Here is a 22,319-nt window from a genome sequence, read left to right as displayed (position 1 = left end):
AATGAGGACGGGATGAACGACACCGGCACGACACGGGATGATTGGCTGCTGCTGGTCCATCAGTTGCCGGCCAAGCCGGCCTACCTGCGGGTCAAGGTCTGGCGGCGTCTTCAGGCCCTGGGCGCGGTGCCGATCAAGAACGCCGTTCACGTGTTGCCTTGCACGGAGGAGGCGCGGGAGGATTTCGCCTGGCTGATCCGGGAAATCCTGGAAGGCGGCGGTGAGGCCACCCTGTGCGAGGCGTGCTTCATCGACGGGCTGAGCGACGCGGACGTGCGCGGCCTGTTCGACCGGGCGCGGGACGAGGACTACGCCACCATCGCGGCCGAGGCCCGTGTCCTGCTGGAAGGGGTGCGGGCCGATGCGGCGAAGATGGATGAGGCCCGCGCCGGGGCGGTTCGCTTGCGGGCGCGCCTGAACCAGGTCGCCGCCATCGATTTCTTCGGCGCCCACGGGCGTGCGGCCGCGTCGGGCGTGCTCGACGTCCTGGAAACCACGACACGCGGGCGGAACGACATGCCAGCCAAGGAACCGGTCCAAACCCCTCTGGATACCTATAAGGGGTTGCGGTGGATCACCCGCCAGGGCATCCATGTGGACCGCATCGCCACGGCCTGGCTGGTCCGGCGTTTCATTGATGGCGGGGCGGTGTTTACCTTCGTCCCGTCACGCTCGGCGGACGCCGTCCCCGGCGCCGTGCGCTTCGACATGGTGGACGGTGAGGTCACGCACGAGGGTGACCGCTGCACCTTCGAGGTGCTGCTGGGCCGCGTCGGCCTGGCCGACCCCGCCCTCCAGGCCATCGCCGAGATCATCCACGACATCGACCTGAAGGATGGCAAGTTCGGCCGGGCGGAGGCCGATGGCATCCGTGTGCTGATCGCGGGCATCTGCATGGGCACCAAGGATGACGAGGAACGCCTGGCCCGGGGCATGGCCGTGTTCGACGATCTGCTGGGCTTTTTCCGCAAGAAGGGAAGCTGACGCCATGACCGACGCCATCCTCCGCCCCTCCGCCGAGGCTCCCGCCCACGGCATCTCCTTCGGGGCCGCTGTCCGCGTCTGGGCCCGGGTGGCCGCGCTCAGCTTTGGCGGGCCCGCCGGCCAGATCGCGGTCATGCACCGCATCGTGGTGGAGGAGAAGCGCTGGATCGGGGAGGAGCGGTTCCTGCACGCCCTGAACTACTGCATGCTGCTGCCGGGGCCTGAGGCGCAGCAGCTGGCTGTCTACATCGGTTGGCTGCTCCACAAGACGCGGGGCGGGCTGGTCGCCGGCACCCTGTTCGTGCTGCCAGGGTTCCTGTCCATTCTGGCGCTCAGCTGGATTTACGTCCTGCTGGGCTCCGCCGACGCCGTGGCCGGCCTGTTCTTCGGCCTGAAGTCCGCCGTGCTGGCCGTGGTGTTGCAGGCTGTGGTCCGCGTGGGCTCCCGCGCCCTGAGGAACCGGGCCATGGTGGGCCTGGCCGCCGCGGCCTTCGTCGCCATCTTCGTGGCGCGGGTGCCGTTCCCCCTCATCGTCCTGGGGGCGGGGCTCATCGGCTTCGCCGGCGGCAAGGTTGGGCATCCGGCCTTCCAGGGGGGCAAGGGGCATGGCGCCGGTGGCAAGGCGGTGCCGGACCGGGAGACGGCGCTGGGCGAGGAGATGCCGGTCCACGCGCACCCCTCCCTGTCCTGGTCCCTGAAGGTGTCGGGCATCTGCCTGGCGTTATGGCTGATCCCGGTCGCGGCACTGCTGCTGTGGCTGGGCCCGGATGACGTGTTCAGCCGCGTCGGCGTGTTCTTTTCACAAATGGCCGTCGTCACCTTCGGCGGGGCCTACGCCGTGCTGGCCTATGTCGCCCAGCAGGCGGTGGGCACCTATCATTGGTTGGCGCCGGGTGAGATGCTGGATGGCCTCGGCATGGCGGAGACGACACCCGGCCCGCTGATCATGGTGCTGGAGTTCGTCGGCTTCCTGGCCGCGTTCCGGTCGCCGGGCGCCTTGCCGCCGCTGGTCGCCGGCACTCTGGCGGCCGTACTGACCACTTGGGTTACCTTCGTGCCTTGCTTCCTGTGGATCTTCCTGGGGGCGCCCTTCATCGAGACGCTGCGCGGCAACCGCGCCGTCTCCGCCACCTTGACGGCGATCACCGCCGCGGTGGTGGGCGTGATCCTCAATCTCGCCGTCTGGTTCGCCCTGCACGCCCTGTTCCGGGAGGTGGCCGATGTCCGGGCGCTGGGCCTGCTACTGGAGATCCCGGTGCTGGCCAGCGTGAACGTCGCGGCCCTGCTGCTGACCACGGCGGCCATCGTGGCCGTGTTCCGCTTCAAGGTGGGGATGATCCCGGTGCTGGCGGCCTGTTCCCTGGCCGGCCTGGCGCTGCGTCTGGCCGGCGTCGCCTGACCGGCCTCAGGTCTCCGAGTGCTCGTGCGTGTGCCGGTGGTGCAGGTCCGGATAGTGCGGATGCCGGTGCACCATGGGCGCATGGCGGTGGACGTGGGAATGGGGCTCGCTCACCGAGACGCCCAGCCCGTGATCATGCTGGTGATGTTCGTCGTGCACGTGGACGTGCTCATGTTCCATCTCCTCATGCGCGTGTTCATGGTCATGGTGCTCGACCAAGTGCAGGTAGAGCCCGATGCCCATCAGGACGGCCGCCGTCAGCAGGCGATAGGTCAGCGGTTCGCTGAACAGGATGATGGCCAGGATGGCGCCGATGAAGGGGGCCATGGAAAAATAGGCGCCCGTTCGCGCCGTACCCAGGTGGCGCAGGCCCAGGACGAACAGGACCAGGCTGAGGCCGTAGCCGAAGAAGCCGACCACGGCCGCTCCGCCGATGACCGCCAGGGGCGGCAAGGCGGCCCCCTGTGACAGGGCAAGGGCGAGATTGACGATCCCCGCCACCAGCCCCTTGGTCATGGCGATCTGTACCGGATCGGCCGAACTGAGCTTGCGGGTCAGGTTGTTGTCCACCCCCCAGGCCAGGCAAGCACCCGCGACGGCCAGAGCACCCCAGCCCACACCTTCCGGCCCGCCCTGCCAGGATAGCAGGAGGGCCCCCGCTAAGATCGCCAGGGCGCCCAGCAGCAGGCGGCGGTCCACGTTCTCACGAAAGGCCAGCCAGGCGATGCCCATGGTGGCCAAGCCTTCCAGGTTCAACAGCAGGGCGGCGCTGGAGGCGGGTGTTTGCGTCAGGCCAACCATCAGCAGCACGGGGCCGATCACACCGCCGGCCAGCACGACGGCGCCCAGCCACGGCAGGTCGCCCCGCCGCAGGGGGGCCTCCGGCGCCTCGATGCCCAGGAAGCGCCGCGCCAGGTGGACGATGCCCAACCCCAGGCCCGATCCGAGATACAGCAGGCCCGCCAACAGCCAGGGATCGGAACGCCCCAGCAGAAGCTTGGCCAGCGGTGTGCTGGCACCGAACAGCGCGGCCGAAGTCAGGGCAAGCGGAACGCCCGGCCAGGCGGCGGATCGATGAAGGGCCATGGCCCTTACTCCCAAGCGGGTTACGCGGACAGCAGGCGTTCAGCCAATGCCACGTGCAAGCTAACCCCGGTCGCCATGATGTCATCGTTAAAATCGTACTGCGGGTGGTGCAGGGGCGCGGAGCCACCTTCACGCCCCTGGCCCAGCCAGAGGTAGGCGCCCTTGCACGCCTGCAGCATGAAGGCGAAGTCTTCGGAGGTGAAGGCGGGTTCAGGCGCCAGGATGGCCTGGGGGCAGACGCTCGCGGCCACGGCCAATGCCTCCGCCGCGGCATCGGCATCGTTGATGGTGGCAGGATAATAGCGGTCGTAGGTGACCGTCACCCGCGTGCCGCTGGCGATGGCCACGCCCTCCGCCACTTGGCGCAGGGCCGCCTCGATCCGGTCCTGCACGGCTGGGTCGAAGCTGCGCACCGTGCCGGCGACCGTGACCGTGGCGGGCAGGACGTTATGCGCATGGCCGCCGTTGATCTGGGTGACCGACAGCACAGCATTGGCCATGGGCGGGATGCGGCGGGCGATGATGGTGTTCAACTGGCTCACCAGGTCGCTGGCCGCCAGGATCGCATCGGGTGTCTGGTGGGGCAGGGCGGCGTGGCCACCGCGCCCTTCCAGGCGGATCTCGAACTTGTCGGCGGCGGCCATGATGGGCCCTGGCCGCGTGGCCGCGGTGCCGGCGGGAAGGTCCGGCCAGTTATGCAGGGCGAAGACGCGGTCGCAGGGGAAACGCTGGAACAACCCCTCCTGCACCATGGCCCTCGCGCCACCCTGGCCTTCCTCGGCCGGCTGGAAAATGAAGTGGATGGTTCCGTCGAACCGGCGCGTGCGGGCCAGGTGGCGGGCCGCGCCCAGCAGCATGGAGACGTGACCGTCGTGCCCGCAGCCATGGAAGGCGCCGGTATGGCGGCTTTGATAGGGCAGGCCGGTCTGCTCATGGATGGGCAAGGCGTCCATGTCGGCCCGCAGACCGACGCTGCGGTCGGAGCCGCCGGCCTTCAGCACGCCCACCACGCCGGTGCCGCCGATACCGGTGTGGACCTTCATGCCCAGGTCTTCCAGCGCCGCCGCGATGCGGCCGGCGGTACGATGCTCGGCGAAGCCCAGTTCGGGATGGGCATGCAAATCGCGCCGGAAGGCGATCAGCGGCTCGATGAGATCGTCGATTTCCGGCATGGCGTTTCTCCGGCGGGCAGTCCCCATGGCCGGCTATTCGCGTTCGAACAGGCCCTGGATGGGGTAGTGCTGTTTGATGAAGGGGGTCTTGATGACGATGTAGCTGAAGTACTTTTCGATGCCGAAATCACCTTCCAGCATGCCTTCGATGATGGACTGGTAGTGTGTGACGCCGGTGGTGATGAACTTCAGCAGGTAGTCGTAGCCACCGCTGACCAGGTGGCATTCCACGATCTCATCAATTTTGCGGATCTTGGATTCGAAGCGGGAGAAATCGCCGCTGCGGTGCTCCGACAACGTCACCTCGGTGAAAACCGTCATGAAGTCGCCCAGCTTCTGATAATTGATCTGGGCCCCGTATCCCGTGATGTACCCGGCTTTCTCCAGGCGCTTCACCCGCGCCAGGCAGGGGCTGGGCGACAACCCCACGGCGTCGGCCAACTCCACATTGGTGATGCGGCCGCTCTGTTGAAGCTGCACCAGGATATTCAGATCGATACGGTCGAGTTTGGGGCCGAGCGTCATGTTCCGGTGGGATCTCCTGTCCCGGGCAATGGAAGTTACTCAGCCCTGACGCCAACCGGGCGCGGCCGGGCCTACCATCAGCTTACACCGTTCGAGGGCCCAATTGCCCGCCAACTATCTATCATGAAAGCGCCGGCCGGACGTCGGGCTGGTCAAGTATCCCGTCAAGCGTCCGCCGGATGCGGGCAAAAATCAGGTCCATTTCATCCTCCGTGCAGCACAAAGCCGGGGCCAGGCCCAGTATCCCATCACCGAACGCGCGAAAAATGACGCCGTTGCGGTAGCCTTCGGCGAACAGCCGGTCAGGAATTTTCAGTGCCGCGTCAAATCTCGTTTTGGATGTCTTGTCGGTGACCAATTCAATTGCGCCAAGAAGGCCCTGACCACGCACGTCGCCGACCAGGGGATGGTCGGCCAGTCCGTCCAGTCCGGCCTTGAAGCGGCCGGCCACATGTTGGCCATTGGCCAGGATGCCGCCCTCGGTGTAGAGGCGCAGGACTTCCAGCCCGATGGCGGCGCTGACCGGATGGCCGGAGTAGGTGTGGCCGTGGCCGATGGGCAAGTCGGGCGCCGCCCCATCGGCGATGCCCTGGTACACGGCATCCGACATCAGGACCGCGCCCATGGGGGCATAGCCGGCCGTCAGGCCCTTGGCCACGGTCATCAGGTCGGGGCTGACGTCCTCGTGCTCGCAGGCGAACATCGGGCCGGTACGGCCGAAGCCGGTGATGACCTCGTCCGCGACGAACAGGATGCCCAATTCCGCGCAGGTGTCGCGCATGGCCTTCAGCCAGCCCTTGGGCGGCACGATGACGCCGCCCGATCCCTGGATGGGTTCGCAGAAGAAAGCCGCGACGGAGTCAGCGCCCAGCGCCGCCACCTTGGCGCGCAGGTCGGCCACCGACCGTGCGATCACCGCCGCCGGATCGTCGCCCACCGGGCTGCGATAAGGGTAAGGGGACGGTATGTGATGCTGCCAGCGCAACGGGACGTCGAAGTTGCGGTGGAAGTTGGCCAGCGCCGTCAGGCCTGAACTCATGGCGGAAGAGCCGTGGTAGCCCCGCTCCAGGGCGATGAACTGCTTCTTCTCCGGTTTGCCCAAGGCGTTGAAATAATGGATGACGTAGCGGATGGCGCTGTCCACCGCGTCCGATCCGCCCAGGGTGAAATAGACGTGGGTCAGCGACGGCGGCGCCAGTTCCACCAGGCGCTGGGCCAGGCGCACCGCCGGCTCCGACCCGAAGTGGAAATAGCCGGTGGCGTAGGGCAGGCGGCGGATCTGCTCGGCCGCGACCTCGGCGATGCTCTCCTGTCCATAGCCGACATTGACGCACCACAGGCCGGCGAAGGCGTCCAGCAGTTCGCGGCCGTCCATGTCGGTCACGTACATGCCCCGGCCGCTTCGCAGAAGGGTGGCCCCGCGTGCCTCATGGCCACGGAAGGAGGTGACGGGATGGATCAGATAGTCGCGATCGACATCCACGAGGGAACGGTTGCGCTTCAGCATCGGCCTCTGGCTCGTCATGGTGTCCATGGGAGGAAGCCTAGCCGACACCAGGTGGTGGGATGCGCCGTGTTGGCGGCCCGGGGGATGCGCCGCGACCCTTCTTGCGGGTCGCGGCAGCACAAAATGCCGCGTCAGCGCAGCGCCTCGGCGATGGCCTTGCCGCACTCCTCGGTGCCGGCCTTGCCCTTCAGGTCGGCGGTGCGCAGGCCGGGTTCCTTCAGCACCGTTTCGATGGCGGCCATGATGGCCTTGGCGGCCTCGGTTTCCCCCAGATGCTCCAGCATCATGGCGGCGGACCATATCTGGCCCACGGGGTTGGCGATGCCCTTGCCGGCGATGTCGGGGGCGGAGCCATGCACCGGCTCGAACAGCGAGGGGTGGGTGCCGTCCGGATTGATGTTGCCCGACGGCGCCACACCGATGGTGCCGGTGCAGGCGGGCCCCAGGTCCGACAGGATGTCGCCGAACAGGTTGGACGCCACAACCACGTCGAAACGGTCGGGGTTCAGCACGAACTGCGCCGTCAGGATGTCGATGTGGTACTTGTCCCAGCGCACGTCGGGATAGTGGGCCGCCATCGCCTCCACCCGCTGGTCCCAGAAGGGCATGGTGATGGCGATGCCGTTGGACTTGGTGGCGGAGGTCAGGTGCCGGTTGGGGCGGCGGTTGGCCAGGTCGAAGGCGTAGCGCAGCACGCGGTCGACGCCGATGCGGGTCATGACCGTCTCCTGGATCACGACCTCGCGCTCCGTGCCGGCGAACATGTGGCCGCCGACGGAGGAATACTCGCCCTCGGTGTTTTCCCGCACGATCCAGAAATCGATGCTGCCAGGCTCGCGGCCGGCGAGCGGCGAGGGCACGCCGGGCAGCAGGCGGGCGGGACGCAGGTTGACGTATTGGTCGTATTCCCGGCGGAACTGCAGCAGCGACCCCCAGAGGGAAACGTGGTCAGGCACCGTCTCCGGCCAGCCGACGGCGCCGAAGAAGAGGGCGTCCGGCGCGCCGATGCGCTCCTTCCAGTCCTCCGGCATCATGCGGCCGTGCCGGGCGTAGTAGTCGCAGGAGGCGAAGTCGTGCCAGCGCTGCTCCAGCGTGAAGCCGTACAGGCTGGCCGCCCGTTCCAGCACGCGGACGCCCTCCGGCACCACTTCCTTGCCGATGCCGTCGCCAGGGATGACGGCGATGGTGTAGCTGCGGTCGGTCTTGGTCATGACAGGGCTCCCAGCTTGAGGCCGCCGATGTGGAAGGCCTTGTGCTCAAGGTACTCTTCAATGCCCGCCTGGCCACCCTCGCGACCCAGGCCGGATTGCTTGACGCCGCCGAAGGGCGACATCTCCATGGCGATGGATCCGGTGTTCAGCGCCACCATGCCAGCCTCCAGCCGTTCGGACACGCGGAAGGCCCGGTGCAGGTCGTTGGTGTAGAAATAGCTGGCCAAGCCATAGGGCGTGGCGTTGGCCAGGGTGATCGCCTCGTCCTCGCCGTGGAACCGGAACAACGGCGCCACGGGCCCGAAGGTTTCCTCGTGCGCCAGGCGCATGTCCGGCGTGACGCCCGTCAGCACCACCGGGGCCGCGAACCGGCTGAGGTCGCCGTCGTTGTCGGCCTGGGCGGCGACGCGGGCGCCGTGGGCCAGGGCATCCTCGACATGGTCGCGCACCTTGCGCACGGCGGCGGCGTTGATCAGGGGGCCGATGGTGGTGCCGGCGGCCCCGCCGGGCCCCACGCGCAGGGCGGCGACCGCCCGGCCCAGCCGCTCGGCAAAGGCGTCATGGATGCCGGCCTGCACCAGGATGCGGTTGGGGCAGACGCAGGTCTGGCCGGCGTTGCGGAACTTGGCGGCCATGGCGCCGGCCACGGCCTGGTCCAGGTCGGCGTCGTCGAAGACGATCAGGGGCGCGTTGCCGCCCAACTCCAGGCTCAGGCGCTTCACCGTGTCGGCGCATTGCCGCGTCAGCAGGGCGCCGACGCGGGTGGACCCGGTGAAGGACAGCTTGCGTACCAGCGGGTTGGCGGTCAGCTCCCGGCCGATGGCGTCCGGCATGCCGGTGACGACGTTCAGCACGCCGGCCGGAACGCCCGCCCGTTCGGCCAGCACGGCCAGCGCCAGGGCGGTGAAGGGCGTCAGGTCGGACGGCTTGATCACCACGGTGCAGCCGGCCGCCAGGGCCGGCGCGCACTTGCGGGTGATCATGGCGGCGGGGAAGTTCCAGGGGGTGACGATGGCGCAGACGCCGACCGCCTCCTTACGCACCAGGATGCGGCGGTCAGCTTCCGGCGCCGGTACCTCATAGCCCTGCACCCGCCGGCCTTCCTCCGCGAACCACCTCACGAAGGAGGCGGCGTAGCGCACCTCGCCGGCCGCTTCGGCCAGGGGCTTGCCCTGTTCCGCCGTCATGATGCGGGCCAAGTCGTCAACATGTTCCAGGATCAGCGCGTGCCAGCGGGCCAGGATGTCGCAGCGCTGCCCGGCGGTGCGGGCGCGCCAGGGTCCGAGCGCCGCCGCCGCCGCGTCGATGGCGGCGCGGGTGTCGGCCTCATCGCAATCAGGCGCCGTGCCCAGGGGCCGGCCGGTCGCGGGATCGGCGACGGTGATGGCGCGGCCGATGGTCGAGGGGCGCCAGGCGCCGCCGATGAAGGCCAGGCCCGGCAGCAGCGCCGGGTCCTTCAGGTCAAGCATGGTCATGGGAAGCCCTCTTGGGGTGGGTGCTGTCAGCCGAGCGCCTGGCTTGCCAGCGCGAAGGTGTGCACGTCCGTGTCCGGCGGGGCCAGGGGCCCGCGCGCCATGCGGGTCACCCGGCCGACGCAGGGCAGGCCCAGGTCGTCCAGCCAGGCCGTCAGGTCGTCGTCGCCCGGGATGTCGACGCGGGAGAACATGCCGGCGTTGGATCCCAGCCAGTGGGAGATCAGGGTCTTGGCACCTTCCACGTCGGGGGCCACCACCGGGCCGATGACGTAGCCGCGACCGAAGCGGCGGAACAGGGCGAAGCCGATGGCCCGGCTGTCCCGGTCCAGCACCACCCCGTGGGCGGCTTTGCGCAGCTCGGCGAACAGGCTGGCGCGGTCCATGCCGCAGGCCCGGCGATCCAGGGCGACGATGGCGTCATGGTCGCTGCTGCTCAATGGCCGCACCCGCTCATTCGGGCGCAGGCTGGGGATGGGGACGGAAAACGCCGCCCCCTGGTGCTGCCGGATCTCGCCGAAGGGGGTGAAGCCAAGGCGGGTGTACAGGGGCAGGCCTTCGGCGGTGGCGTTCAACACGATGGTGCGGTCGCCCAGGCGCGCCATGATGGCGTCCATCAGGCGGCGGCCGATGCCGGCCCCCTGCTTCTCCTCGGCCACGATGACCATGCCCACGGTCGCCATCGTGGCACCATAGGGCCAGCCCAGGATGGTGCCGACGACGGCGCCGTCCTCCTCCGCCACCAGGCCGATGCCCGCGCGCAGCATGAAATCCCAATCATCCAGGCGGTGCGGCCATTGCAGCTTGCGGGAAAGGGCATGCGCCTGGGCCAGGTCGTCCGGCGTCATGTCCCGCAATTGCACCAGGCGATCAGCGTGCTTTTCCATCGGCCGTCATCTCGTTGGCCCCGCGTGGGGACCTGTTTGGACCCTGCCTCGGCCGTCCGTCCTGGCCCCGGCATGATATGCTGTCGGGTTCGCGACCCGTCCTCATGCGGCGACTATAAAAGCGCCGGCAGAGCATTGGGTGCCGCCTTCGCCGCCAATTCAGAAGATTATGGCGCGGGATGTTCAATTCGCTCCGGCCAAATGCCGGCCGCCCTGGTCTAGCCTGTCGGCGACTGGACATCAGGAGCGACCCTCATGAGCGGCTTCGATCCCGACCGGCTAAGCGTCGGCGGCGGCAATTTCATCAACGGGCGCGTCATCGAGGGGCTGGGGCCGGAGATCGCGGTCAGGCGGCCGTCCGACGGCCGTGTCTATCGCCACCTGTCCGCGGCGACGCCGGACCAGGTGGACGACGCGGTGGAGAACGCCTGGGTGGCCTTCCGGGCCGGCGGCTGGGCCCGGCGTCCGCCCCGGGAACGCATGCGGGTGCTGCGCCGCTGGGCCGACCTGGTCGAGGCGGACATCGACACGTTGGCGCCGCTGGAGGCCGTGGGTTCCACCCGCCCCATCACCGAGGCTCGCACCTGGGATATCCCCTTCACCGCCGAGGGCATCCGCTTCTTCTCTGAATTCGCCGACAAGGTGGGTGGCGAGGTCGCGGCCACGTCGACCGACAAGCTGGGCTTCACCCTGGCCGAACCCTACGGCGTCATCGGCGCCATCGCTCCCTGGAACTTCCCCCTGGTGATGGCCAGCTGGAAGGTGGTGCCCGCCATCGCCGCCGGCAACGCCGTGGTGCTGAAGCCGTCGGAGATGACGCCGTTCAGCATCGTCCGCCTGGCGGAACTGGCCATCGCGGCCGGCCTGCCGCCCGGCATCTTCAACATCGTGCAGGGTGATGGCCGCACGGTGGGCGACGCCCTCAGCCGCCACCCCAAGGTGGCGAAGGTGACCTTCACCGGGTCAACCCGCACGGGCGCGGCCATCATGACGGCCTGCGCGGAAACCGGCCCCAAGCCCGTCACCCTGGAACTGGGCGGGAAAAGCCCGCAGGTGGTGTTCGCCGACGCGGCCGACCTGGGCCGCACGGCCGCCACCGTGGCCCGGGCCATCACCGGTAACGCCGGCCAGGTCTGCGTCGCCGGTTCCCGTCTGATCGTGGAGGCGCGGGTGGCGGACCAGGTGGTGGACAGCATCGCCCAGGCCTTCGCCGCCCGGCGGCCCGGCCCCACCTGGCGGGACGACACGACGCTGTCGCCCATCATCTCCGAGCCCCAGTTGGATCGGATCGACAGCGTCGTCAAGCGGGCGGCGGCCGAGGGGGCGGAGGTGGTCACGGGCGGCGGCCGGGCGCCGGCGCCGCAGGAGGGCAGCTTCTACCTGCCGACCATCCTGGCCAACGTCGACGCCGGTGCCGAGGCGGTGCGCGATGAGATCTTCGGGCCGGTGCTGACCGTCCAAACCTTCACCGACGAGGCGGAGGCCTTCGCGCTGGCCAACGACAGCACGTTCGGCCTGGCGGCCGGCGTGCACACCGGCGACGTCGCCCGCGCCCTGCGCGCCACACGGACGTTGGAGGCCGGCACCGTCTGGGTCAACCGCTACGGGCGAAGCGACGACTTCATCCTGCCCACGGGCGGGTACAAGCGCTCCGGCATCGGCAAGGATCTGGGCCGGCAGGCCTATGAAGCCAACCTGCGCATCAAGACGGCGCTGGTGGAGTTCTGATCGAGGGGGACAGGGCGGCGCGTCAGTCGTCGCCCTGGAACCGGTTGATGGTGTAGGCGTCGATGGGCGTGGTGGTGGCGCCCGTCGCGATCAGTTCGGCCATGACATCGCCCACGCCGGGACCGATCTGGAAGCCGGAGCCGGAGAAGCCGAAGGCGTAGTGCAGGCCGCTGACCCGACCGCTGGGTCCCATGACCGGCAGGCTGTCGGGCAGATAACCTTCTATCCCCGTCCAAACGCGGATGATGTTGAGGCGGCGCAGGGCCGGCGCCAGCCGCTGGATCTGCCGCAGCTGGCTCAGCGTGTTCCGCGGCATGACGTAGGAGCGGTAGAGTTCCGGATGGGCTGGCCCCCGCGTGCTGCCGCCGATGACCAGGTTGCCGCGCTCCACCTGGCGGAAATAGACCGTTTCCACCTCATCCGGCGTCATGACGCCGACAGAGGGCGGGATGGCGTAGGGCACGGGCTCCGTCACCGACATGGTGGGCCCGCGCGCCGTGACGGGCACCGGCTCGCCGAATTGGGCGGACAGCTGGTTGCCCCAGGCCCCGGCGGTGACCAGAAGGATGGGCGCCCGGAAGACGCGGCCGTCCTGGCTTTCCACCTCGAAATCCTCCCCCACCTTGGCGGCGTGGGTCACCCGCGTGTTCTCCTGGATCGCGGCGCCGGCGCGGCGGGCCGCGCGGGCGAAGGCGGGGGCCACCAGGCGCGGGTTGGCGTGCCCGTCCTGGGCGGAGTAGGAGCCCGCCAGCACCTCCGGCCCCAGGAAGGGGAAACGGTCACGCAGCGCGTTGCCGCTGATGAGTTCCAGGTCCAGTCCCGCCGGCCGCGCCTCGGCGGCATAGGTTTCCATCCGCTCCGCCATTTCCGGCCGGTCGCGGTAGCAGACGCGGATATGGCCCCGCTGCCGGTATTCCACATCCTCGTCCAGCAGGGCGTCCATGCGCCGCCAGATGTCGATGGCCCGGTTGGCCAGGGGCAGTTGGTAAAGCGGCCGCCCTTGGCGCCGGACGTTGCCGAAGTTGGTGCCGCTGGCCTGGCGGCCCACCAGATCCGTTTCCAGCAGGGTGACGGACACGCCCCGCTGGCGCAGAAACAGGGCGGTGGAACAGCCCATGATGCCGCCGCCGATGATCAGGACGTCGCTGGCCTGGACGCGGCTTGTCGTCGGCGCGGTCATGGCGTTTCCTCCTCGATGGCGGCGGGCAGGGGCTTCACCGGCGCCTGGCCGCGCAGGCGGCCCACCTCCCGCACCGGAACGCCGGCGGCGGCGGCGATGACCTCCGCCCCGGCATGGCCGCAGTAGCGGCCCTGGCAGCGGCCCATGCCCACCCGGCTGAACGCCTTGGCGCGGTTGGCCTCCCGCGCATCCATGTCGCGCACCACCCGGCGCAGCTCCCCGGCGCTGATGGCCTCGCACCGGCAGACGATGGCGTCGTCCGGCAGGCGGGCCGCCTGTTCCGCCGGCCAGGGAAAGGCCTCGGCCAGGCCCTGGGCGAAGCGGGCGTAGCCGGCCATGCCCTGGCGCAGGCGGGCCAGCTCGCCGGCGTCCACCGGCAGGCCCGTATCCTTCAGCGCCGCCAGGGCGGCCAGCCGGCCGGCATCCTCCGCCGCGCGGGCGCCCAGGATATGGGCGCCGTCGCCTGCCAGATAGACGCCCGGCACGGACGACCGTCCATCCTCATCCCGGATGGGCAGCCATTGGCGCGTGCGCTCATCGAAGGCGAAGCCGCAGCGCGCCAGGTCAGCCAGCTGTGTTTCCGGGCGCAGGTGATAGCCCAGCGCCGCCGCGTCGCACGCCACCTGGTGGCGCCTCCCCCGGATGTCCTGGAAGACGACGCCCGTCACGCCGTCCTCGGGCGTGCCCTCGATTTCCAGCGGCGTCACGCCGGTGTGGACCGCCACGCCCGCACGCTTCAATGCCAGGGCCAGCATCAGGCCGTTCCACAGCACGCCCGGCTGCGCCGCCAGCTTGGGCAGGGCGCCGACGCGCAGGGAGAAGGGGGAGGTGTCCAGCACCGCCGCCACCGTGGCGCCGGCCTTCAGGTATTGCGATGCCACCAGGTAGAGCAGGGGGCCACTGCCCAGGAAAACCACGCGGTGGCCGATGCTGCACGCCTGCGACTTCAGCGCCACCTGGGCGCCGCCCAGGCTGTAGGCGCCCGCCAGGTGCCAGCCCTTGACCGGCATCAGCCGGTCGGTGGCGCCGGTGCACAGGATCAGGGCATCGAAGGCCAGCGACCGCGCGGTGGTGCCGCTGACGGTGTGGACCTCATCACCGGCGATGTTCCACACCAGCGTTTCCGGCCGATAGTCGATTTTCTCCTTCAGTCGATCGAAGGTCTCGTGCACGGCGGCGGCGCGTCCCGCCTCCGTCCCGTACAGCGCGCGGTAGGGCCGGGTGAAGCCCTCCGGCTGGCGGCGGTAGATCTGGCCGCCGTCGCGGCGTCCCTCGTCGATGACGACGGGCCGCAGGCCGGCGGCCACCAGGGTTTCCGCGCAGCGGGTGCCGGCCGGGCCGGCGCCGACGACGATCACGCGAGGTTGGGCCATGTCGCCTCCGGCTGCCGGGTGCTGATCCGCATGCCGTCCACCGGCTGGGTGGAACAGGCGCGCAGGCGCTCGCCATCCTCCGTCCACACCCAGCAGTCCTGGCAGGCCCCCATGAGGCAGAAGCCCGCCCGGCGGCCATCTCCGAATTCCGAGGCGCGCAGGTGGGTGCCCGCCGTCAGCAGGGCCACCATCAGGGTGTCGCCGGCCAGCGCGCGGATCGGCGCGCCGTCGACATGGATGGTCAGTTCGGCCCGGCCGGTCTCCGCCAACCGTACAAAGCGTCCCGTCATCGGCCGGCGGCCTCCGGGCCCACTGACTCAGGGATGTGCCGTTGCAGGCGCATCAGGTCTTCCTCGCTGTGATGGCAAAGCAGTTCATTGCCGCCGCTCAGGACCCCGCGGCGTGGCGGCAGCCGGTTGCACAGGCCCTCGACGCGGACGGCGCAACGCGGCAGGAAACGGCACAGGTCGGCCCCCGGGACCGCCTCCAGGGGCGGAAGCGGGCCGGCCGGCGTCTTCTCCTCCAGCCAGCCCTGGCGCATTTCCGGCACCGATCCGATCAGCACGTCGGTATAGGGATGGACGGGGGCACGGCCGAAGCTGGCGCCGGCACCCATCTCCACCTTCTGGCCGGCGTACAGCACGGCGATGTCGTCGCAGATGGCGCGCACGGTGGAGATGTCGTGGCTGATGAACAGGTAGGACAGCGACAGCTCCCGCCGCAGTTCCGCCAGCAGGTCCAGGATGGCGGCGCCGACCACGGTGTCCAGCGCCGACGTCACCTCATCGCACAGGATCAGCTGTGGGTCGGCGGCCAGGGCCCGGGCCAGGTTGACACGTTGCTTCTGGCCGCCCGACAGTTCGCCACAGCGCCGGTGGGCGATGCCGGTGGGTAATTGCGTCAGGTCCAGCAGCCGGGCCATGCGGCGATCCCGTGCCGGCCCGTCCATGTGGTGATAGAAGGCCAGGGGGCGTTCCAGGATGCGGGCCACCGTGTGGGCGGGGTTGAGGGCCGTGTCGGCGTTCTGGAACACCAGCTGGATGTGCTGGAATTGTTCGCGTGTGCGGCCCGACAGGCCCGGGGCCAGCGGCCGGCCCTGGAACAGCACTTGCCCGCTGGCCGGCGCCACCAGGCCGGCGATGACCCGGGCCAGCGTGGACTTGCCCGATCCGGACTCGCCGATGATGCCCAGGGTGGCGCCTTTGGCGATCACCAGGTCCACGCCCTGCAGCACCGGCACCTCCGGCACGCCCCGCGCGTCCACACGGCCATAGCCGGCCGTCAGGCCGCGTACCTCCAAAAGCGGGGCCGCCGTGTCCGGGGCCACCATGTCCGCAGCTGGCTGGGCCGTCCGTCCGTGGGCGTCGGGCCGTGCCGCCGCCATCAGGGTGCGGGTATAGCTGTCGGCCGGGGCGTGCAGCACTTGGGCGGTGGCGCCGGTCTCGCGCATGCGGCCCCGTTGCAGCACCACGATGCCGTCGGCCACCTGCGCCACCACGGCCAGGTCGTGGGAAACATAGAGGGCCGTGGCCCCCTGCCGCCGCACCGCCTGCTTGAAGGCGTGCAGCACCTCGATCTGGGTGGTGACATCCAGGGCGGTGGTAGGTTCGTCCAGGATCACCAGTTCCGGATCGGTCATCAGCGCCATGGCGGCCATCAGCCGCTGCAACTGCCCGCCGGACAGCTGGTGGCTATAGCGACGGCCGATGGCTTCGGGCTGGGGCAGCGCCAGGGCGCGGAACAGCTCCACCGCCTTGGCCTCGGCCTGGGGCCGCGTCAGCAGGCCGCGACCCACCGCCGCCTCCACCACCTGGTCCATGATGGTGCGGGACGGGTTGAAGGCCGATGCCGCGCTCTGCGCCACATAGGCCACCCGGTTGCCGCGCACGGCGCGCAGCTGTGGGCCGTCCAAGGCCAGGATTTCGGTCGTGCCGATGCGGAACCGAGCCGCCATCGATGCGGCAGCCGCCCCGGGCATAACCCATCAGGGCCAGCGCGATGCTGGTCTTGCCGGAACCGGATTCCCCGATCAAGGCCAGCACCTGGCCCTTGGGTATGGTGAAAGACACGTCGCTGACGATGACGACGTTCCCGTCATCGGCCCGGCCATCCGCGCCCGGCGCCGTGATCCGCAGCCCCGACACCTGAACGTGATCGGACGAAGCCGTCATCTCAGCGTCCTCCCGTGATGCGCCGGCCGCGGCCCGGCAGGGCGTCGATCAGCAGGTTGACCCCGATGGTCAGGGTGGCGATGGCGATGGCGGGCGCCAGGATGGCCAGCGCGCCGTCGCCCAGGCCGGAGATGTTCTCCCGCACCAGGGAACCCAAGTCGGCGTTGGGCGGCTGCACGCCCAGGCCCAGGAAGCTCAGGCCCGACAGCAGCAGGACGATGAAGACGAACCGCAGGCCGAAATCCGCCAGCACGGGATGGATCATGTTGGGCAGGATCTCGGCCCCGGCGATGTACAGCCGGCCCTCGCCCCGGGCGCGCGCCACCTGGACATAGTCCATCTGGTACAAGTTCACGGCAAGGGCGCGGGCGATGCGGAAGGCGCCGGGCGTGTATGTCGCCGCCGCGATCAGCAGCAGCAGGGTGAGGGAAGAGCCGAAGGCCGCGACCAACACCAGCGCGAACACCTTGCTGGGGATGGAAACCAGGGTGTCCATGAGGCGGCTGATCACCTCGTCCACCCAGCGGGGGCTGACGGTGGCGATCAGGGCCAGGCCGGCGCCCATGCCGCTGGCCAGCAGGGCGGCGGCCAGCGCCAGGCCCACGGTGTAGCGGGCGCCGGACAGCAGGCGGCTCAGCACGTCGCGGCCCATATAATCGCTGCCCAGCCAGTGCCGGGCGCTCATGCCGTCGAAGACTTCCGGCGCCACGAAAGCGCCCACGCCATAGGGCGCCAGCAGGGGCCCCACGGCGGCCAGGACCAGCCACAGCAGGACCAGCGTCAGGCCCACCCGGCCCGAGACGGACAAATCCGACAGCCAGTGCCGGCATCGGCTCGCCATCCGGGATGCGCGTCTGGCCATGCTGTCCTCATGTGCGGGGGCGGTCAGGGTCATCGGCCGCGCAGCCTCGGGTTGGCGAGGATGGCGCAGACGTCGGCCGCCAGCATCAGCAGCAGGTACGCGGCGCAGAATATCATGGCGCAGGCCTGCAGCAGCGGCATGTCGCGGCTGGTGACGGCGTTCACCATCAGGCTGGCGATGCCGGGATAATTGAAGATCGTCTCCACGATCACCGCCCCGCCCAGCAGGTAGGACAGGCTGAGCGCCATGGCGTTGACGATGGGGGCGATGGCGTTGGGCAGCACGTGGACCAGCACGACGCGGGTGGGCGCCTGGCCCTTCAGCACCGCCATTTCCACATAGGGCCGGGACAACTGGTCGATGACGGCGGCGCGGGTCATGCGCGCCATCTGGGCGACAGTCACGCAGGCCAGCGTCATCACCGGCATGGCGTAGCCGCGCAGCGTCTCCGCCCAGCCCATGGTCTCGCGCACCACGGTGATGGAGGGCAGCCAGCGCAGGGTGACGGAGAAGACCAGGACCGCCAGGGTGGCCACCAGGAATTCCGGCACCGCCACCATGCCCAGCGTCATGAGGTTCAGGGCGCGGTCCAGCCGCGTGTCGCGGTAGAGCGCCGACAGGATGCCGATGGCCAGCGCCACGGGGACGGCGACGGCGGCGGTCAGGCCCGCCAAGGTCAGGGAATTAGGCAGGCGGCCGGCGATGACCTGGCCCACGGGCATGCTGGCCACCAGCGACTGCCCGAGGTCGCCCGTCACCAAGCCGCCCAGCCAGCGCACGTAGCGCAGGTGTGCCGGCTGGTCCAGGCCCATCTGGTGGCGCAGGGCCGTCACCGCCTCCGGCGTGGCGCTCTGCCCCAGGGCCTCTTCCGCGGCGTCGCCGGGCAGCAGGGCGCTGATGGTGAAGATCACCACAGACACCAGCAGCAGGGTCAGCAGGGCCGAGCCCAGGCGGCGCAGGATCAGGCGGCCGGCCGCCATCGTGCCGCTGGACCCGTGTTTCGGGGTGGCGTGGCCCATGGCTCAGCCCTCCCACCAGACATGCTCGGCGAAGGAGTAACCCATGAGGCCGCCGACGGGGATGGGGGAAAGGCCCTTCAGGCGCCGGTCATAGCCGTCCAGAGAGCTGATGAAGACGGGAATGCCGACGCCGCAATGGTCGTGCACCAGCACCTGCATGTCGCAGTACATCTGGCGCCGCAGCGCCTCGTCCCGTTCACCGCGCGCCGCCAGCAGCAACTGGTCGAACCGCTCGTCGCGCCAGCCGGACTCGTTCCAGGGGGCGTCCGACTTGTAGAACAGGCTGAACAGCATGTCCGCCGTGGGCCGGGGGTTGGTGTTGCCGAAGCTCAGCGGGTGCCGCATCCAGTGGGTGGACCAGTAGCCGTCAGCCGGTACCCGGTTCACCGCCAGCTGCAGCCCGGCCTTTGCTGCGAATTCCTGTAGCATGGACGCCATGTCCACCGATCCGTCGGCCGCCGGCGAGGCGTAGACCGGCAGCCGCGCGCCCGCCAGCCCCGCCTTGCGCAGATGGAAGGCGGCGCGGTCGGGGTCGTAGGCGCGCTGGGGCAGGTCGGCCAGATGGTAGGGATTGCCGGGCGGGATGGGCTGGTCGTTGGCGATGGTGGCGTAGTTGCGGTACAGCGTGCGGCGGATCAGGCCGCGGTCGAACAGGTATTTCATGGCCAGCACGAAGTCCGGGTCGCGCGTCGGCGACGCGTCCTGCCGCATGATCAGGTTGGTGTAGAGGCCGGATTTGGTTTCCAACACCCGATATCCGGCCGACGCCTCGATGCGCCGGGTGGAGCGGGGGTTGACGGCGATGATCAGGTGCACGTCGCCCGACAGCAGGGCGTTCACGCGTGACACCTCGTCCGGAATGCCGATCAGCTCGATCTCATCCAGGTGCGGCTTGCCGGGAACCCAGTAGTTGTCGTTGCGCACGGCGATGGTGTTGATGCCGGGCTGGAAGGCGGCGCAGCGGTAAGGCCCCGTGCCGACGGCCTGGCTGAAGTCGGTGGCGCCGTCCTGCACAATCAGGAAGTGGGAATCCGCCAAGATGGCCGGCAGGTCGGCGTTGGGGCCGGTCAGCTCGATCATCACCTCATCGGGCCCGGTGGCGGTGACGGCCCGGAACTGCTCCGCGATCGGCCGCACCTTGGACGCCGTGGCCGGATCCTGGTGGCGCATCAGGGAATAGACCACGTCCCGCGGCGTCAGCGCCTTGCCGTCGTGGAAGGTGACCCCCTTGCGCAGGACGGCCCGCCAGCGCGTCCGGTCATCGCTCTCCAGCACCTCGGCCAGGGCGGGCTGGGCCGACAGGTCGGCGCCGTAGCGCGTCAGGCCGTTATAGAACATATAGTGGCGCGTGTAGTCCGTCGACAGGGCGCCCTTGGCCGGGTCCAGGGTGTCGGCGGTGGAACTGGACATGCCCGCCACCCGGATGCGCCCTCCTCGCCGGGGTGCGTCCGGTCCCTGGCCGCCCGCCCATGCGGCTTGCGGCAGGACCAGGCCCCGGCCAGCATCCCGCCCATCAGCCGGCGGCGGGTGACCAGGGGCGGGGTGGGGCGGGCCGTCAATGCAGGATGTCCTGGATGCGGTAATAGGCGCCCACCAGGGGCAGGAACCAGGGCTTGCCCAGGTGGCCGGGGATGCTGGGCCAGTCCAGGTCGGCCCAGGGGTTGGCGTCGGGCCGGCCCATCATCACCTCGGCCATGCGCTCGCCCATATAGGCCGCCATCTGCACCCCATGGCCGCTGTAGCCCATGGAATAGAACAGGCCCTCGTGCTGGCCGGCGCGGGGCAGGCGGTCGGCGGTCAGGTCCACCATGCCGCCCCAGCAATAGTCGATGGGCGCGTTCGCCAGATCGGGGAAGAGCCGACCCAGCGTCGCCTCCAGGACGCGTCCGCTCTTGAGGTCTGAGGTGGGGTTGGACACGGCGAACCGCGCCCGGCCACCGAAGACCAGGCGGTTGTCGGCCGTGGTGCGGAAGTAATTGCCGATGTTCTTGCTGGTGACATAGTTGCGCCGGCGGGGCAGCAGCCGGTCCAGCAGGGCCGGATCCAGCGGCGCGGTGGCGATGATGAAACTGCCGACCGAGACGATGCGCCGCCTGAACCACTGGAAGGGGCCGATGGCGCCGCCGCCGCCGGTGGCGACCAGCACCTGGTCGGCGACGATCTCGCCCGCCGGTGTCACCAGGCGCCAACCGCCGCCGGGACGCCGTAGGATGTCCGTGGCGGGGGTTCCTTCATGGACGCGGGCGCCGGCGCGGGCCGCCGCGTGGGCCAGGCCGACGCCGAACTTGCCGACATGCAGCTGGGCGCTGGTGGTCTGGACCAAGCCACCGTGGAAGGCCGCCGATCCGACCTCTTCCAGGATGCGGGTGGGGGGAACCAGTCGGACGTTGGTGTCGACCTCCGCCCGCAGGATGTCGTGCGCCTTGGCCAATTTCTCGAAATGCTCCGGCTTGGCGGCCAATTTCAGACGGCCGGGCCGGTGGAAATCGCAGGCGATGTCCTCTTCCCGCACCAGCCGCTCGATCGTGTCGACGGCGGCGACATGGGCACGGTAGTAGGCGCTGGCCCGCTCCCGTCCCAGCTTGGCCGACAGGGCGGCGTAGTCGTGAGCCAAGCCGTTGTTGCAGTGGCCGCCGTTACGGCCGGAGGCCGCCCCCACCACCCGGTCCGCCTCAAGCACGGTGACGGAGACGCCGCGCCGGCTGAGCGCCAACGCGGCCGCGAGGCCGGTGAAGCCGGCGCCGATGACGACGACGTCGGTGCGATCGGCCAGGCCGCCATCCGCGCCACCCGTGAAGGGCGGCGCGGTATCAAGCCAGTAGGAGAGGGGCTTGGGCGCGGTCATGGGGATGGTCACAGTCCCACGAGGCCAGGCAGGCCGCCGATGTCGGCGATCTCGTGCGTGCGGTAATAGGGATTGGACGGTTCGTGCCCGCGCGCCACGAACACCCGGGCGCCCATGCCCAGGTCGAAGGCCGACATCTGGTCGTACCGGAAGCTGGAGGACACGTGCATGATGTCCTTTGGGTCGCAGCCCAGCTGATCCAGCATGTATTCGAAGGCCTGCAGGCGCGGCTTGTAGGCCTGGGCCTGCTGGGCGGTGTAGACCGCGTGGAAGGGCGCCCCCAGCTGGGCCACGTTGCGGTGGATCTGGTCGTTGGACGCATTGGACAGGATCACCAGTGGGATTTCCTTGGCGACCTTGGCCAGCCCGGCGGGCACGTCCGGATGCGGGCCCCAGGTCGGCACCGCCTCATAGATGCGCACCGCCTCCTCATCCCGGTATTCGATGCCCCACAGCCGGCAGGTGCGCCGGACGGCGTTGCGGATGACCTCCTTGTACGGCTTCCAGGCGCCCAGCACCTCATCCAGGCGGTAGGCCGCGAAGTCCTTCACGAAGCGGTCCATGTTTTCCGGCGCAACCCGATCGGGGAAGAGTTCCCGGGCCATGTCCGACATGCGGAAGCGGGTCAGGGTGCCGTAGCAGTCGAAGGTGATGTATTTGGGCCGGAACGTGGTCATGCGACGTCTTTCCATTAATCGGGATTTGGCAATCGGGATTTGACCCTTCGGTCCCGGCGGAGACGGACGTGAGGCGGTCGCGCGGCCGGTTCAGGTCGGCAACTTCCACAGCATCCCTGGTTACCCTGTCCGGTCACCGTTCTTATGCCGCCATTAGGCCACAGGCGGTTCAAAACATGCCCTTGAAAGAGGGGTGGGAGGGCGCAGGATCGGGCCTTTTG

Annotated in this window: 19 protein-coding genes and 1 pseudogene; 3 read left to right on the top strand and 17 right to left on the bottom strand. The window is 69.5% G+C overall.

Annotated features, from left to right (window positions below; all coding sequences use genetic code 11):
• The first annotated feature begins 12 nt into the window (after window positions 1-12).
• Entirely contained in the window at window positions 13-984 is a 972-nt protein-coding gene (locus UAA55_RS01170; protein ID WP_322950833.1) for a chromate resistance protein ChrB domain-containing protein, read from the top strand.
• 4 nt (window positions 985-988) lie between these two features.
• A complete protein-coding gene (gene chrA / locus UAA55_RS01165) occupies window positions 989-2,383 on the top strand; it encodes a chromate efflux transporter (RefSeq protein WP_322950832.1) in 1,395 nt (464 codons plus the stop codon).
• 6 nt (window positions 2,384-2,389) lie between these two features.
• On the opposite strand, the gene UAA55_RS01160 is transcribed toward chrA, so the two are convergent.
• The 7 genes from UAA55_RS01160 to UAA55_RS01130 all read right to left on the bottom strand — a co-directional run bounded on the left by UAA55_RS01160 (window position 2,390) and on the right by UAA55_RS01130 (window position 10,243).
• A complete protein-coding gene (locus UAA55_RS01160; RefSeq protein ID WP_322950831.1) occupies window positions 2,390-3,469 on the bottom strand; it encodes a DMT family transporter in 1,080 nt (359 codons plus the stop codon).
• Window positions 3,470-3,489: 20 nt separating this feature from the next.
• Window positions 3,490-4,641 carry a M20 aminoacylase family protein gene (locus UAA55_RS01155; protein WP_322950830.1) on the bottom strand — a complete coding sequence of 384 codons (1,152 nt, stop codon included), beginning with the start codon at window positions 4,639-4,641 and terminating at the stop codon, window positions 3,490-3,492.
• Between the two features lie 33 nt (window positions 4,642-4,674).
• A complete protein-coding gene (locus tag UAA55_RS01150; protein WP_044559651.1) occupies window positions 4,675-5,166 on the bottom strand; it encodes an Lrp/AsnC family transcriptional regulator in 492 nt (163 codons plus the stop codon).
• A 121-nt stretch (window positions 5,167-5,287) separates the two neighbouring features.
• Window positions 5,288-6,700, bottom strand: coding sequence for an aspartate aminotransferase family protein (locus tag UAA55_RS01145; RefSeq protein WP_322950829.1), 1,413 nt, complete (start codon window positions 6,698-6,700; stop codon window positions 5,288-5,290).
• A 104-nt stretch (window positions 6,701-6,804) separates the two neighbouring features.
• The gene (locus tag UAA55_RS01140) at window positions 6,805-7,884 is read right to left on the bottom strand and encodes a tartrate dehydrogenase (RefSeq protein ID WP_322950828.1); all 1,080 of its coding nucleotides are present in this window, start codon (window positions 7,882-7,884) and stop codon (window positions 6,805-6,807) included.
• Window positions 7,881-9,353, bottom strand: a complete 1,473-nt coding sequence (locus UAA55_RS01135; RefSeq protein ID WP_416235162.1) for an NAD-dependent succinate-semialdehyde dehydrogenase — start codon at window positions 9,351-9,353, stop codon at window positions 7,881-7,883. Before UAA55_RS01135 ends, UAA55_RS01140 begins: the two co-directional genes overlap by 4 nt.
• 32 nt (window positions 9,354-9,385) lie before the next feature.
• Window positions 9,386-10,243: a GNAT family N-acetyltransferase gene (locus UAA55_RS01130; RefSeq protein WP_322950826.1), complete on the bottom strand. Its 858-nt coding sequence runs from the start codon at window positions 10,241-10,243 to the stop codon at window positions 9,386-9,388.
• A gap of 255 nt (window positions 10,244-10,498) precedes the next feature.
• On the opposite strand from UAA55_RS01130, the gene UAA55_RS01125 reads away from it, so the two are divergent.
• Window positions 10,499-11,971 (top strand): aldehyde dehydrogenase family protein, encoded by a 1,473-nt coding sequence (locus tag UAA55_RS01125; protein WP_322950825.1) that lies wholly within the window; start codon window positions 10,499-10,501, stop codon window positions 11,969-11,971.
• Window positions 11,972-11,993: 22 nt separating this feature from the next.
• On the opposite strand, the gene UAA55_RS01120 is transcribed toward UAA55_RS01125, so the two are convergent.
• The 10 genes and pseudogenes from UAA55_RS01120 to UAA55_RS01075 form a co-directional block, all read right to left on the bottom strand.
• Complete coding sequence (locus UAA55_RS01120; RefSeq protein WP_322950824.1) at window positions 11,994-13,151, bottom strand: NAD(P)/FAD-dependent oxidoreductase; 1,158 nt, start codon at window positions 13,149-13,151, stop codon at window positions 11,994-11,996.
• Entirely contained in the window at window positions 13,148-14,524 is a 1,377-nt protein-coding gene (locus UAA55_RS01115) for an FAD/NAD(P)-dependent oxidoreductase (RefSeq protein WP_322950823.1), read from the bottom strand. The genes UAA55_RS01120 and UAA55_RS01115 overlap by 4 nt, the downstream gene beginning before the upstream one ends.
• A complete protein-coding gene (locus UAA55_RS01110) occupies window positions 14,506-14,814 on the bottom strand; it encodes a (2Fe-2S)-binding protein (RefSeq protein ID WP_322950822.1) in 309 nt (102 codons plus the stop codon). Before UAA55_RS01110 ends, UAA55_RS01115 begins: the two co-directional genes overlap by 19 nt.
• Complete coding sequence (locus tag UAA55_RS01105; RefSeq protein WP_322950821.1) at window positions 14,811-16,478, bottom strand: ABC transporter ATP-binding protein; 1,668 nt, start codon at window positions 16,476-16,478, stop codon at window positions 14,811-14,813. Before UAA55_RS01105 ends, UAA55_RS01110 begins: the two co-directional genes overlap by 4 nt.
• 55 nt (window positions 16,479-16,533) lie before the next feature.
• A pseudogene (locus tag UAA55_RS01100) lies at window positions 16,534-16,695 on the bottom strand (hypothetical protein); the annotation flags it as partial.
• 1 nt (window position 16,696) lies between these two features.
• Entirely contained in the window at window positions 16,697-17,557 is an 861-nt protein-coding gene (locus UAA55_RS01095; RefSeq protein WP_322950820.1) for an ABC transporter permease, read from the bottom strand.
• A gap of 29 nt (window positions 17,558-17,586) precedes the next feature.
• Window positions 17,587-18,576: an ABC transporter permease gene (locus UAA55_RS01090; protein WP_322950819.1), complete on the bottom strand. Its 990-nt coding sequence runs from the start codon at window positions 18,574-18,576 to the stop codon at window positions 17,587-17,589.
• A 3-nt stretch (window positions 18,577-18,579) separates the two neighbouring features.
• The gene (locus tag UAA55_RS01085; protein WP_322950818.1) at window positions 18,580-19,986 is read right to left on the bottom strand and encodes an ABC transporter substrate-binding protein; all 1,407 of its coding nucleotides are present in this window, start codon (window positions 19,984-19,986) and stop codon (window positions 18,580-18,582) included.
• Between the two features lie 145 nt (window positions 19,987-20,131).
• A complete protein-coding gene (locus UAA55_RS01080) occupies window positions 20,132-21,421 on the bottom strand; it encodes an NAD(P)/FAD-dependent oxidoreductase (protein WP_322950817.1) in 1,290 nt (429 codons plus the stop codon).
• Between the two features lie 8 nt (window positions 21,422-21,429).
• Complete coding sequence (locus UAA55_RS01075; RefSeq protein ID WP_322950816.1) at window positions 21,430-22,098, bottom strand: haloacid dehalogenase type II; 669 nt, start codon at window positions 22,096-22,098, stop codon at window positions 21,430-21,432.
• Between the last annotated feature and the right edge of the window lie 221 nt (window positions 22,099-22,319).

The organism is Nitrospirillum guanabarense (assembly GCF_034653355.1).
Lineage (GTDB): Bacteria > Pseudomonadota > Alphaproteobacteria > Azospirillales > Azospirillaceae > Nitrospirillum.
This window is presented reverse-complemented; position numbering and strand designations above follow the sequence as displayed.